Source organism: Salegentibacter sp. Hel_I_6 (assembly GCF_000745315.1).
Lineage (GTDB): Bacteria > Bacteroidota > Bacteroidia > Flavobacteriales > Flavobacteriaceae > Salegentibacter.
In genome coordinates this window covers 980,333-993,666 of the sequence record NZ_JQNQ01000001.1, presented here as the reverse complement: position 1 = coordinate 993,666, position 13,334 = coordinate 980,333, and the positions used below count along the sequence as shown (strand labels likewise).

Genomic DNA, 13,334 nt, shown 5'->3' with positions numbered 1-13,334 from the left:
TAGTTTTAGAAAGAGATGGATTTTTAATCCTTTTGCAATCTTTATTTATAGTGTAAAAAACATGATAATTATATATATTTAATGTGATTTAGGCGGTTTTATTTTTTAAATCAACCTTAGTTGTTCAATCTAATTTAATTATATGAGAGGTTTTTACTATAGTATTTTTTGTGTTATGATTATCCTGTTTAATAGCTGTAAAAAAGATGATGCGGCCGTGCCAGAATGTGGTTGTGAATCAGAAACGATACTTACTGTGCCAAGTGAAGAAAATGCTATACCAATGGAAGAACAAACAGGTGGCACCTTATTTTTTAAACATCCTGATGAATCTGCTCAATATTATGATGAGGAAGAATATAAAAATCGTTTTTGGATCTTCCGTGAAACTATGGGATGCTCTATGTGTGAGACCTATTTTATTGTTTGTAATGACAATTTTATAGGAGAGGAATTTGATTATTTAAAAGAAAAGGAAGATGTCAGAGACTCAATTGAGATAGAGTTTTCAGGTAATATTAAACAAATATGTGATATAAAAGCTACTCCTGTTATTTATGCTCATGGTGAAATTGTATTGACTTCAATTAAAAAAAAATAACCTTCTTTATAATCTTAAATCTCAAAATATGAAAAATTTTTACATTCTTTTATTTGTGTTTTTTTCTATCACTATAAATGGACAAAATTATTATTATAATGGTAGTGAGAAAATTGAAATTCATTTTTCAGAGGAATCTTATATACTTTTTGAAGAACCTTCAATGACAGTAAAATCCGGTTTTGAGAAAACAGAATCATTTTCTAGAAAAGGATTCTTCATTCTTGAAAAAAAGAAGAAAGATTTTTCGATGAAAGAAGATGTGGAGCAGCATAAAACTCAGATAAGCCCAGCTTATAAAATTAATTCTGATGAAGATTTTAAAATGTTTCCCACCAAAATGGTTAGAGTCAAGTTGCGCAAGGGGGTGGAAAAAGAAGAATTATTTGATATTTTAAGAGAAGGTAATTTAAATGGAATTGAAGAAAAGTATGGTGTTTTGAGAATTTCTATAAAAAATGTTGATAAAGTTCTAGAAATTGCCAATAAAATTTATGAAGCGGGGATTGCGGAATTTTCTATTCCCGATTTTTATATTCCAAAAGAAGTAAACCAGGTAGATGACCCTCTTTATCCCCTTCAATTCCAATTGCACAATACCGGACAGGTTATTGACGGAGTTGCAGGAGTTAATGATATAGATTGCAACGCGCCAGAAGCCTGGGAAATAACGTTGGGCAGTAATATAACTGTGGCTGTTTTTGACCAGGGTCTTGAAGAGCATGATGACTTTGAAGGTCGATTGGTTGGGGGGGTTACACCCGCCAACAATGGCAATGGAGAACCTGAAGTGAATAATGAAACCCATGGGATGAACTGCGCATGAGTTATTGGAGCTTCACATAATAATATAGGATTACGCGGTGTGGCACCCGAGGTCGACCTGCTTTCTGTAAATATTTTTGCTGGAGGGACTACTAATGGTGATATTGCTGACGGAATACAATGGGCTGTTGATAATGGAGCGGACGTGTTAAGTAATTCTTGGTCTTTTCCCCTTGCACCTTGTGGTTTTACTAATATCGATATAGATAATGCAATTCAAGATGCGGTAACAAATGGAAGAAATGGGAATGGTGCAGTGGTTGTATTTTCTTCTGGAAATGGCGGAGGATGCGTTAATTATCCTGCTACAAATGCAAATGTTATATCTGTTGGAGCAATAGATAATCAGGGAAATTTATTTAATTATAGTTCAAGAGGAGCCGAATTGGATCTTGTTGCGCCCTCTGGAGAAACAGGATATGTGGGTAACGTTAGAACTGTAGACCGAATGGGGGGAGAGGGAAGGCATCCAGGGGACTATGAGGATAGTTTCGGTGGCACTTCTGCTTCTTGTCCTGTTGTCTCTGGAGTAGCTGCACTAGTTCTTTCTATAAACCCAGATCTTACCCAACAGGAAGTAAGGGATATTCTTACAAATACAGCTACTGATATGGGAGTAAACGGGTTTGATAATAATTTTGGAAATGGTCGTGTTAATGCTCAGGCGGCAATTGAAGAAACACTAAATACTTTAATTATAGCAGGTCCAAATGCAGTTTGTCAGGGAAGTTCATTTGAAGGTATATTAACCATTCCCTCCACTTTAAATAATATTTCAAGTATTGAGTGGATAGTACCCAGTCATCCCACATATATAAGATCAGGTCAAGGTACTGAAGAGTTACACTTTTCTTTTTTTAGCCCTGGTAGTGCTATAATTAAAGTTGAGATCACTTTAGATAGCGGAATCGTATTGGAGTTTGATAAATATGTATATTCTATTGCTTCCAACAATGATGATCCAGTAATATCAGTTGCACCAAATACTGTTCAAAATCTTGTTTGTTGTAATACTTCTGGGTATTATGACGTTGAACATGCAATATTAGAAAGTGGTTATACTAGTTCTTATGATTTGGAATGGCAATGGGATGTACAATACCAAAACCCTAATGACTTTTATACCTTTTATGACGACGGAGATAAAACTGCTTTAATTGCGGTACAGAAACATACGACTTCTCCATTAATAGTGAGTGTTAAAGTTAGAACGGTTAATGGTTGTGGATCGACCTCAAGTTGGTCAAATGATATCTCAAGGTATTATGGGACAGTATCTAGTTTGAGTTCCGCCGAATTTGCTTCAAGTCATAATAAACTTGGTGATTTTCAATTGGATTATTCCAACAAGAATTTACCATTAAATGAGTTTTATACTCAAGATGATAAGATGTTAAATGTGAATTTTTTAGACAAATATGAATGGTTAAACAGGCATTATTCAAACAAAAATTTATCAGATTCCGACGTTGAAAATATTATTTCGATAATTAAAGGTCAGGAGAAATTAAAGGTCGAGATATTTGATTTTTATGGAAATATCATCCATTCTAACTCGTTAAAAACTGGTAATCATCAGATTAATCTCTCAAAATTAAAACAAGGCCTACATATTGCAAAATATACTTTAGGTAAAAATGTATATACAAGTAAGTTTATTGTCATTTAATAAAATATATTGCTAGCAGGACTCCGACTTTAGTTGGCAGATATTAATTTTTGTTTAGGAGAGATTTTTTGAATTGTGCCAGGGTTTACGACTTTTCTTGAATCAGTTTTAATGATTATTAGCTTTATCCGTTTTCTTTTTATTAAATAGCTTTTTTAGGTGGGATAGTTGTGGGAAATTTCAAAAATCATTTAATGAAAAGCATCTTATTAATTGGATTTCTTTTTTGCTCCACATTATATGCTAGCGGACAATCATACGATAAAGGTTTTATTTTTTTTCTACATAACCGCTTTTTGGAGGAACACGGCCTTGATGAATCGCATCCAGAATTTGGGAGGACCGAGTATAAAGGAATCGTAGAAGAATTTAAAAAACCGGTTTTAAAGCCATACCGGAAATTAATTATTGTGGTAATATTTTGACCATTTATGAAAGAACCGACCCCTTTGGTGTTTCAGCAATTAAAAGAAAAGAAAACTCAAGTTGTAAGATCAAGCATTTTAAAGAAGTATAATTGAATACTGGATTGAGATACGGATTTTTGTTTAAACCACTAAAGGAATGGATTAAACCGACCATAGAATGGGCTAAAGGAAATTACGAACTGAAATAAAAACAAATTAATATTAATTTTAGCTTTGATTCGGAACTCGTATCTATACAGCAAAATCTTGTTTTATAAAACGAGACGGTGCAAAATACAAAATTTTGTAAGTTTGAATTTTGATGAAAATGAACTATAAAGTAAAATCTGTATTTTCAACATTTTTCCTTCTAATTTTTTTTCAATCTTGCAGTGTCCCAAAACAATTTTATGACGATGGCAGCTTGAAGAGCCAAGGAAAAACCATCGATGGACAAAAGGTCGGAGAATGGAAATATTATCATTCCAACGGTACTCTTTGGCAAATCGGCCATTTCGAGGAGGGTAAACAAGATGGTGAATGGGTTTTTTTTTACGAAAATGGTAATAGACAGGGCGTTGGTACCTTAGACAATGGAAAAAGGATAGGAAAATGGATTTGGTACCATGAAAGTGGGCAGCTTTATACAGTGAGAATTTGGAATAATGGCAAACTTAAGGAAGTTATTTCGACCTCTGATGGAGCAGGAAATAAGGTGGACAAGGGTACCATTGAGGACGGAAATGGAACGGTTAAATTTTATGATATAGATGGCAACTTAACGGATGTTCTCCAATATAAAAATGGTGAATTAGTTGATTGAGAATGGTACTTTAAAAAAAGTACAGTTTGCAACAATAATAACCGTTGCCTAAAAAGACACTAAATAGTAATCATTTACTTTTGATTTCAATGTGTCTTTTGAGGTAATGGCGCGTGAATTTTAATTAATATCATTAGATTCTCAAGCTTATCATAGATGTAACCAAGATCCTCATTATCGTACAAATATTCTTCAATATCTGAATCCCAAAAAAAATCACGAAGAATCGCTATCTTTCTCAAAAATGGCATTCTTGATCCCCTTTCAAGTTGTTCAAGTAAAACTAATTGACGGTGTAATTCAAGTAAGTTGTCAAGGACCTTTCTCCTGAATTCATCGTGAAATGGTACTTCTTTAAGTGCTCCCTGCTCTTCCATAAATATCAAAAAATTTGGTGATTACTAAATATACTAAATTGATTTAAATGATGATATTTGAAAAAGAATATATAATTTAAATGCTTTTTTATGCTTCAAAGTAACCCAACCAAGAAAGGGACAGGAATAGAATTATGGGGTGATTACGGTGACTTAACAAGCCTGTATGAAACCATCCACAAAATAGGAGAGCGGTTAAATGAATATAAAAAGGAAGAAAAGGGGCAATCAGATATCATAATGGGCTTTGCTTATGAGGTTCGAAAAGCTTTCCAGCATTCCAGGTTAAAAGAAAAGTTTGTTTTTGATTCGGAAAATAAGGTTGAATATTTAGGCTTTAGATACCTATGGACAGACTTACTCTATTTGATTTCTGTTCTTCGCTATAATGCAGGTTATGTAGTGTTGGATGCCCTGGATCAGGCAAACCTTTATATCCTGGAATATAATTGTAAAAAAGCCTTATTTGAATATGATCCCCAGGGCGCACAACAAATTCAAAATTTTATAGGTCGAAAGATTGATATACATAATGACCTTGTTTTTTTAGTATTGCAGGGTATTAATATAGAATATTTGAGCAAGACCCCGGGAAAAAGAAGATTTCGGGGTATACCGGATTTGTTCATTGCTTACTCCCAATTTTCACCGGCTTATAAAATGTGGAAGTCTGATATGGTAAGTAGAGCCAAGGAATTAGATTGTAGAGTAGACCAATTAAATTACGATGATTACCCGGAAATAGTTTGGTAACAGTAGGCTAATAAAAATGCAGTTCACCAGATAGAATTGATTTTTAAAATCTACAAAACTATCTAAAGCTGCTTTTAAGACCTTAAACTGTCGCATAAAGGAGGGAATTCATAGTCGCATTTAAGGCATATAAAATAAGTCTTATACCATCACCAGGGAAATGCCATCCGAGGCTGAATATAAGACTTAAACTTTCAATTGCTCAATTTAAAAAGTGAATGCTTGCATAACATCTTTTCGGGGAGATTTTCTTGTATCTTGGAGTATTCTGGAAACACGCTCCTCCGCGGCAAATATAATTAAGCCCCGCCTCACACGGAGCTTAGTTGCAGATTAATATCAGATAACGCCGTCCTTATCAGCCGAAAGTTGCCCCCATCATCTGCCAGGTGTTGGCCACTCCTTAACCGCTATCTTCAACTTAATATCAAATATAAGAATTACCTCGCTGGAATCTGGAATGACCACAAAGAATTTAGAAAAGCGTGGATTTTCTACCATTCTGCCCAGAAGTCGGCTTATGGTCCTGTTTTAAGAGACAAGGAAACCGTGTCCCGCACTTTTCCATAGATTTAACCAGCATTCAACATGAGGCCGAGAGTTCTTTAAACCGCCTGTAATTAAATTTAGGCTCGTAGTGTTTTTCCATAAATGTGCGGGACCAAAAATATCCCTTAAAAAGAAAAAGAGGATCCCGAAGCATGAACTGTGGGATAAAATTATACCATCTAATGCCCATTTTATCGTAATATACTTTCACTTTATGTTCTACACCTAACTCTTTTGCAGCCGCAGCAACCGTCATACGTTGGCATTTGCTACCGCTATAGTGCTTCGCTATTTTTTGCGTAAAGCCATGCTGAAACAAATGGTCTTTTATGCGCTTATAATTTTGAAAGCGCGACCAACTATCCATCAATACCAAGAATATATGTACAAATGAAAACAGGAGGCACCACGTCCAAAATAAGATGATTGCTATATTATCATTTTGAAGGGCACCCGAAAGCCCATAATAGTAATAGACCGTTTCAAAAATGAACAGGAGCAATGTACTGTAGAGCAACTTGTTGACATTCCAATGAGAAATAAGGATATTCGGCTGTTTTGGGAGGTCTTGCCAATGCATTAGTATGGATGATTTTTACAATAATCTACCAATAATTTTTGTATTTAATAAATTTAGACAATTTTAAAACTTTTGGAATAAAATATTATCGTTTAGGATGGTCACCACAGAAACATTTCTAAACAACGCTTTTGATTTTCTTTTAAAGGGGGGGCAAATTGAAAGAAAATGCCGAGGTATACAAATTGTATTAAGTTAGGAAACGTAATTTTAAACGCTGTCTTTAGCTTTTGTTTAAAATTATTTTATGTATTTGAGATTTAATTTTGCCAAAATACCACCGAAAATATAAACGCTTTATTTTAGCATACCAATTGAATTATAGTAATCTTAAAAACCAAAAAAAATATTAAATTTACCATCCCTTATATCTAATCCTGCAAACCATCATATAGTACAGGTTACTGGATTAATTATCGGTAGGGGGGGATTTTCCAATACTTTTGGGTTTAGCGTTCTATTAGCTTAAATCTGGCCAATTTGGGTTCGGTCAGAATATATTTTTCATTCACCCCCCAAAACCACTAAGTAAATAACCTAAGCACATGTCTAAAAGCCAAAACCTTGATGAGATTAAACAACAATTGATAAAGCGGTTTATTGAAATAGATCCACGTCTTATTTTTAGAAAAATTGGAGACTTTGAACAAGCTATAGATGGCATTAAAAATGTTGGTGACTGGGAAGTAAACAATGTATTTTTTGACAAAAATATAAGTGAGAGATGTTGCCCGGTAGGAGTGCATTTTTATTGGAAATCTAGTCTTACTACCACCGCTCCAATTTTAAAAGATAAAAAGATAGAAGATTTCTTATCAAAGGAAAATTGTTTACCACCAGATATTAAAAAATTGTGTTCAAAATTATCCAGCAATAATGAGATAATATGCACTAGCACTAAAATTCATCCTTTTATTAATGACATTATGCATATGGTTTTGGTATATGAGGATAAGAAAACCCATATAGCATAGGGCGGAGGTTTAATTCTTATGATGCAACTTTATTTTGCTCGAGCCACTTTAATTCATTTTTCAAATTCCTATCTTGCAGTGTATTAGAATATTTAAAAATAAGATAGTGGGTAGAATAACCATTAATTTACTAGAAAAGGAAGTAGAGGAATTTAAGGTTCAGGAAAACAATTCTTATTTGAACAGCTATCAGGAGTTCATAAAATATTTTGATAATATTTCCAGGATTGAAAAACATCATTTAATAATATCGGCACATTTTATATATGGCTGGATGCCAACAATTATAAATTTAAGATTGCAAAATTTGGAAGAAGTACTTCGAATTTTAAATAAAGTGAAAGCCAAGAATATTCTAAAAGTTTCAGAATTACAAGAGCTTAAACATTGTATTAATAATTCCTTAGTTGGAGTATCTAAACTTCTTCATTTTATAAATCCGGAAATATACCCAATTTGGGATAGTAAAATATATAGATTTTGGTCAGGTAAAAAGACGATTTATGGAATTCAGGACCCACAGAATTATTTACTGTTCTTAAAAGAAATGCACCTAATAGCAAATAATGAAAATTTTCAGCCTGTTAAGAAAAAAGTTGAAAGTCAATTAAAGTATGAAGTGAGTGGTGTAAGGGCTTTAGAACTAATCATATTCCAAAAGGTTTAAGCTGAAGGATTAGCAAATCCATTCCAGCATTACTTGGGCTAGCTGATAAAAGACTTTTACTTTACCGATGCCGACAAAAACCCTCGCATTTACTCTCAATACCATTTGTTTGAAAAGTATCCATCCGGGTGCCTGTATAAATTTGCACCTGAAAAAGCGAGCATCACTTTATTTCTTTTGTTTCCTAGAGTGGTTTAAAACTTTAGGTGCACATCCTTAATCAATTGAGCCTTGATTAAATCAGAATTTTTCACCTTGAGCCTTTGATGCCTGCCACCGTTTTCCTCAAAAACCTCAATTAGCAACATTTTATCATTGGCAATGGTAAACTGGTTTATAAGGAATATATTCCGGTTGGTCGTTTTTCCATTAATTTTATCCAGGGGCTTGTACGTCCTAAGTGTTGTTAAAGGATTTTCCTGTACTGCAGTACGTTTCGCCTTCTTCTTGTCCACTACCTTAAAATTGATAAAATCAATCTCAAAAGGCACATTGGTCTGGTTACTTAATTCCGTGTGGAAATAGTATTTTCCATTGTGTATATAAATCCCTTTAAGTGTAAATTGAATGCCGAAACTTTTATCACTGATTCGTTTTAAGGTTCTTTTGTCTTGCTTGTATATGGTTTCCATTATCAAACTTATAAGCGAAGGAGAACTATTCCCCAATTCTTCAAAGAATACAGCATTGCCTTTGGGTTTGTCTAAAGCCTTAAATGTGTTCAAGAGGTCATAACTCAAAACTAAAGGATCAGTACTGTAAAATACATTAAAACTGTAAAAACGACCGTCATCGGTAATCACGGAAAAATTGGTTTCCGGTTCAAAATCCCTGACCGCAGCTTTTACACGCAATACATTTTCTGCATCTTCTGCTTTTCCGGCAATCAGGTATTCACTGCCCAGATCCACATAACGGATAGTGGTTGGAAAAATCAGGTGCGAGGTTTTATTGTAGGTAACTTCTATTCGGTAAGGTGCTATCTTGCCCAAAACAAGTGGGTCTCTTGTGCTTTTCTGTGCAAAACCTTGTATGGCAAAGCCGATCATCAGGGCGCATGCCCAAAAAGTTCTAAAATGATTTTTCATGGTGTATTTATTTGAATTCAGTATTTATTTTTAGAAACAAGAAGGACCTGGTAACCAGCCTTTAGGGTAACTTTGGGTGTTTTGACCTTTTTGGAGAAATATCCCGAGACGCCCTGCATCGCCCCACGGCCAAGGTCTGCGGTAATTTGCTGCCCTGCGGATTGGCTGAGCATAAGGCTTGTGGCGGAGGTCTGTCCCATATTGCCGACCATTTCGGAAAAAGCACTTATTTCCGGAGAATAGGGAACGTACAGACCTTGCTGTCCGTCCAAATCATATATGCTTATGTCAACCGGAATAATATTGCCCTGCAATTCAATTGACGTGACTTTAAGCTGCAAACGAGTTCCCTGAAACTTTGCATTGGCCGTTAGCATCGTGCCTTGTGGAATGGTACGGTTTGGAGTTTTGGCAAGATCCATTAAACGCAACCGTACCCTTGTTTCCCCAATAACGGTCTGTGACTCCGCAATATAGGCTTTAATACTGTTTTTAGGGTACACCAACTCTTCAGACAATCCTGCGGTATAAAAACCACGCTTGCTGTGCTCCGGCCGGTAATCCATAGATATACTATCCGAGGCCTTCCTGTACAAGGTGGAAACAGGACTTTTTCGAGCCGGGGTAAAGGCAACAAAGTATTCCTGTGGTGTTGAAGATGAAACCGGAATGCCTTGATTTGTGCCCGATGGTTCCGTACCTTGATTGGCTTGGGTACTGGTCGGAAGGTATTTGGCGGCCATTTTATAAGATTCTTCCATTAAGGTCAGTTGTTCTTCAACGCTATGGTGTTGGGGGGCTTCTTTTTCTGCTAACTGTTCTTTCAGTTCTTCAATCTGTTTTTGAAGTTTATGGGTTTGGTGATCATTATCTTCATAGAAAGAATTTAATGTACGTTGGGCATTACGGTAACTGCTTAATGCCTGATTATCCTTTTTGGTACCATATCTGGTTGTTCTCCTTTCTTCCTGGTCCATTTCAGGGGTTTCCTTTTCCACTTCACTGTTCCAGTAATCAGAAAGGGACCTCATGACATCACGCTTTTCCTGAACTTTCTTTTGGAGTATTTCCTGCTGATAAGCTTTACCTTTATCAGTAGGTAAGCCTTCATTGGTAGCTTGAGGGACAGCCTTGTTTAAACCTGTTTTTTCGATGTTTTCTTTAGTGGAAGAGGGTTTGAATATCAAATACATACAGCCGATAAAAACCACCCCCATCAAAATAAAAATCAGTAGTTTTCTTAGTTTTTCGACTTTTTCCTGAGTGTGATTTAGTAATACCCCTGCGGTTTCGTTCGGGCTTCCTTCTGTGATCCTAATACTCTTTTTTTTATTTTCTTTCATTACGTTTATGCTTTAAAATTTATTGTAAAGTGTCCTGGAGAAATGCAGGACTTTCGTTCTTTTCTAGGAGGGGATTTTCGATATGCTCGATGACCATATTCTTGTCAGGGGATTCGGCATCGTACGAAATTTTGAAAACTACCACTGTGGTAAACAACAAGTAGCCTACAAAAAAGTATAGGGTGCACCTGCGTTGTTTTCTTATGGGCAACGTCCGCCAGCGTCCCTCGAGTGTATCTCTATGAGATCTTATATTTTTCATCTATACAAAATTTTATAAACTATTGACTTGATTTGAGTTATATTGTCCCGATAATTATCGGGAGGTTATGGCTTTTGTTTATCAAATGTCCATTATGGGCTTTCATACCCTGTATTTAGCGCGCTATACTTTCTATATCCTTGTTTTCCAGTACGATAAATTTTTCAATGGTAAATCCCTGTGGGTTGTTGTCCGACCTTACGGAATTGAGCAGGTAACAGGAAGTAACAAGGTTACGTTTGGTCAGGTTGCTGGAACGGATGATAAACTGTTTGGCATAGGTACGAACTGTATAAGGGTAAGCCTCGAAATTGCACACCACGCTGTCCACTTCAATGCGTTGTTGGACATTGCCCGATATGATACGGTTGTAATAACCTTTCTCGGAAAGGTCTTTATAATGATCAAAAGCTGATTTATCAGCCAAGTTAAATGCCCTTTTTATATTGCTTTCGATGGCGTTCTTATCGGGGGCAAGGGTAAAGAACAGTTCATGAAAACGCCTGACGTGTTCCCTAGCCTCCACGGGACGGTTGATACTGGCGTCCTGGGAAAGTGCCAGCATCAGCGATTTTCCCTGATCCAGCACATAAACCTTTTGCCGCTGTTCTTCCGCAAAACGGTAGGATTTCCAAATGGCGACCCCCGTTACACTTGTGCAGAGTATGGCAAACGCAGTGGCGTACAACCTGATTTGCCGAAAGCTGTTTTCTATATTTCTTAAGGTTTTAAATTCCATCTTTCAAAGATTATTTGTTTACGTTATTTTTTGAGTAGTCTTCCTCCGATATTCCCAACTGCGGAACCCGACCCGGCACTTGCCACATTTCCAACTTTTCTGGCCGTTTGGTTCACATTGCGCATAAAGTTCCCTGCACCTCCTGCCTGGATGATCCAACCCGTTACGGTAGGGATGGTAAAATACCCTACAATGCCGATGATCATAAAAATCGCATAGACCGTATTGGAGGTATCGGGAATAAAGGCTGGGTCTGCCAGCATTTCGATATCCCGTTCTATAATGAGGGTCTGTATCCTTGCCAGCATGGTGCTGAACAGGTCGGCAACGGGCAACCATAGGTAAATACTGATGTACCGGGTCAACCATTGGGTAAGGGTGGACTGGAAACCCTCCCAAACGGAAATGGCAAAGGCTATCGGCCCGAGTATGGACAAGACGATAAGGAAAAATGTACGTATTGTATCGATGACCAGGGCGGCTGCCTGAAAAAGGATTTCCAAAAGTTCCCGGAACCAATTTTTTACACTTTGTTCCATACTGTACATACCACGTTCGAGGTACATGCCGGACATGGTAGCCAAATCGGACGGCGACCATCCCAATTCCTCCAGTTTCTTATCAAACTCTTCATTCGATACCAGGTAAGCAGTTTCGGGGTTTCGGAGTATGGCTTCGCGTTCTAGAAGGCTTTTTTTTGCCTGTAAATCGTTCAAGTCAAGTACTTGACCTTCCAGCATTTCGTGGGTCCCCTTTACCACCGGGCTCAATACGGCATTGATGGTTCCCAATACCATAGTCGGGAAAAACATAATACAAAGTCCGATCGTAAAGGGCCTCAAAAGTGGATATACGTCTATCGGCTCTGCCCGGGCCAACGCCTGCCATACACTCAGGGCTATATAGAACAGGGCACCTAAGCCCGCAATGCCCTTTGCCACAGCTGCCATATCTGCGGCCAGTGGGAGCATCTCATCGTACAAAGAACGCAGGACTTCATGAAGGTTTTCAAATTCCATAGCTTACCAGTATTTTTGATTGGCAGTCCCGTAGAGTTCCAAAACCCGCTCCGTATTGCCCTGTTTCTTAGCCCTTAAAAAGCTTACGGAAATATTTTTGTTTGTATAGTATCGCACCAGGCTATGGTACTCTTTCACTTCCTTATACACCCGGTCAATAATATCCATACGTTCCTTGTCGTTCAAGGAAAGGCTAGAAGCGGTAGTGATCAGTTTGAGTTCTTTGAGCAGCTGGGTACTTTCATTTAAAAGCGCAGAATATCCATTACCAATTGCCGTCAGTTCTTGATAGGAAAAGTTGGGGTCGTTCATCATCTTTCCGAAATTATTCACATAAATTTCCGAGACATCGCCCACCATAAGTACCGTTTGTTGCACCTTACGGGCATCTTTTACCAGGTTGTTTACGGCTTGGAGCTTGTCGTAATATTCTTTGCCCTGTTTATATACCTTTTCCACCTCCTTGAAATTCTTGATCACGTTGGAAACGGTGGAAGAGGTCTGTACTATCTCATTGGCACTGTTAAGGATTCCTTGTGCTAAATTTGCAGGGTCCGTCACGACCCATTGTGCTTTTGCAGTCGGTGGTACGGCAAGCATCATTGCCGTGCACACCATTAAAATAGTTTTTTTCATTTTCTTAAAATTTTAAATTGTT

At 36.9% G+C, this 13,334-nt stretch carries 14 protein-coding genes; 8 read left to right on the top strand and 6 right to left on the bottom strand.

Annotated features, from left to right (window positions below; all coding sequences use genetic code 11):
- Window positions 1-142: 142 nt before the first annotated feature.
- The 5 genes from FG27_RS04470 to FG27_RS04450 all read left to right on the top strand — a co-directional run bounded on the left by FG27_RS04470 (window position 143) and on the right by FG27_RS04450 (window position 4,325).
- On the top strand, window positions 143-601 hold the full coding sequence (locus FG27_RS04470) for a hypothetical protein (RefSeq protein ID WP_156101204.1): 459 nt from the start codon (window positions 143-145) through the stop codon (window positions 599-601).
- A gap of 28 nt (window positions 602-629) precedes the next feature.
- Window positions 630-1,427, top strand: a complete 798-nt coding sequence (locus FG27_RS04465) for a hypothetical protein (protein WP_037316071.1) — start codon at window positions 630-632, stop codon at window positions 1,425-1,427.
- Window positions 1,428-1,430: 3 nt separating this feature from the next.
- Complete coding sequence (locus FG27_RS04460; RefSeq protein WP_255351553.1) at window positions 1,431-3,095, top strand: S8 family peptidase; 1,665 nt, start codon at window positions 1,431-1,433, stop codon at window positions 3,093-3,095.
- Window positions 3,096-3,289: 194 nt separating this feature from the next.
- Complete coding sequence (locus FG27_RS19590) at window positions 3,290-3,520, top strand: hypothetical protein (protein ID WP_369794093.1); 231 nt, start codon at window positions 3,290-3,292, stop codon at window positions 3,518-3,520.
- Between the two features lie 310 nt (window positions 3,521-3,830).
- Window positions 3,831-4,325, top strand: a complete 495-nt coding sequence (locus tag FG27_RS04450; RefSeq protein ID WP_197051661.1) for a toxin-antitoxin system YwqK family antitoxin — start codon at window positions 3,831-3,833, stop codon at window positions 4,323-4,325.
- Window positions 4,326-4,411: 86 nt separating this feature from the next.
- Here the strand turns inward: FG27_RS04450 and FG27_RS04445 are convergent, their stop codons facing one another.
- Window positions 4,412-4,702: a hypothetical protein gene (locus FG27_RS04445; RefSeq protein ID WP_037316061.1), complete on the bottom strand. Its 291-nt coding sequence runs from the start codon at window positions 4,700-4,702 to the stop codon at window positions 4,412-4,414.
- A 90-nt stretch (window positions 4,703-4,792) separates the two neighbouring features.
- Between FG27_RS04445 and FG27_RS04440 the strand changes: the two genes are divergently transcribed.
- The 3 genes from FG27_RS04440 to FG27_RS04425 all read left to right on the top strand — a co-directional run bounded on the left by FG27_RS04440 (window position 4,793) and on the right by FG27_RS04425 (window position 8,225).
- Window positions 4,793-5,455, top strand: a complete 663-nt coding sequence (locus FG27_RS04440) for a hypothetical protein (RefSeq protein ID WP_037316057.1) — start codon at window positions 4,793-4,795, stop codon at window positions 5,453-5,455.
- Between the two features lie 1,674 nt (window positions 5,456-7,129).
- The gene (locus FG27_RS04430; RefSeq protein WP_037316051.1) at window positions 7,130-7,558 is read left to right on the top strand and encodes a hypothetical protein; all 429 of its coding nucleotides are present in this window, start codon (window positions 7,130-7,132) and stop codon (window positions 7,556-7,558) included.
- Window positions 7,559-7,664: 106 nt separating this feature from the next.
- On the top strand, window positions 7,665-8,225 hold the full coding sequence (locus FG27_RS04425) for a hypothetical protein (RefSeq protein WP_037316048.1): 561 nt from the start codon (window positions 7,665-7,667) through the stop codon (window positions 8,223-8,225).
- A 194-nt stretch (window positions 8,226-8,419) separates the two neighbouring features.
- On the opposite strand, the gene traN is transcribed toward FG27_RS04425, so the two are convergent.
- The 5 genes from traN to FG27_RS04400 all read right to left on the bottom strand — a co-directional run bounded on the left by traN (window position 8,420) and on the right by FG27_RS04400 (window position 13,312).
- On the bottom strand, window positions 8,420-9,313 hold the full coding sequence (gene traN / locus FG27_RS04420; RefSeq protein ID WP_037316045.1) for a conjugative transposon protein TraN: 894 nt from the start codon (window positions 9,311-9,313) through the stop codon (window positions 8,420-8,422).
- Between the two features lie 17 nt (window positions 9,314-9,330).
- The gene (traM, locus tag FG27_RS04415; protein ID WP_037316042.1) at window positions 9,331-10,656 is read right to left on the bottom strand and encodes a conjugative transposon protein TraM; all 1,326 of its coding nucleotides are present in this window, start codon (window positions 10,654-10,656) and stop codon (window positions 9,331-9,333) included.
- Window positions 10,657-11,033: 377 nt separating this feature from the next.
- Window positions 11,034-11,657, bottom strand: coding sequence for a conjugative transposon protein TraK (gene traK / locus FG27_RS04410; protein ID WP_037316040.1), 624 nt, complete (start codon window positions 11,655-11,657; stop codon window positions 11,034-11,036).
- Between the two features lie 23 nt (window positions 11,658-11,680).
- Window positions 11,681-12,676, bottom strand: a complete 996-nt coding sequence (gene traJ, locus FG27_RS04405; RefSeq protein WP_037316037.1) for a conjugative transposon protein TraJ — start codon at window positions 12,674-12,676, stop codon at window positions 11,681-11,683.
- Between the two features lie 3 nt (window positions 12,677-12,679).
- A complete protein-coding gene (locus FG27_RS04400; protein ID WP_037316034.1) occupies window positions 12,680-13,312 on the bottom strand; it encodes a DUF4141 domain-containing protein in 633 nt (210 codons plus the stop codon).
- Between the last annotated feature and the right edge of the window lie 22 nt (window positions 13,313-13,334).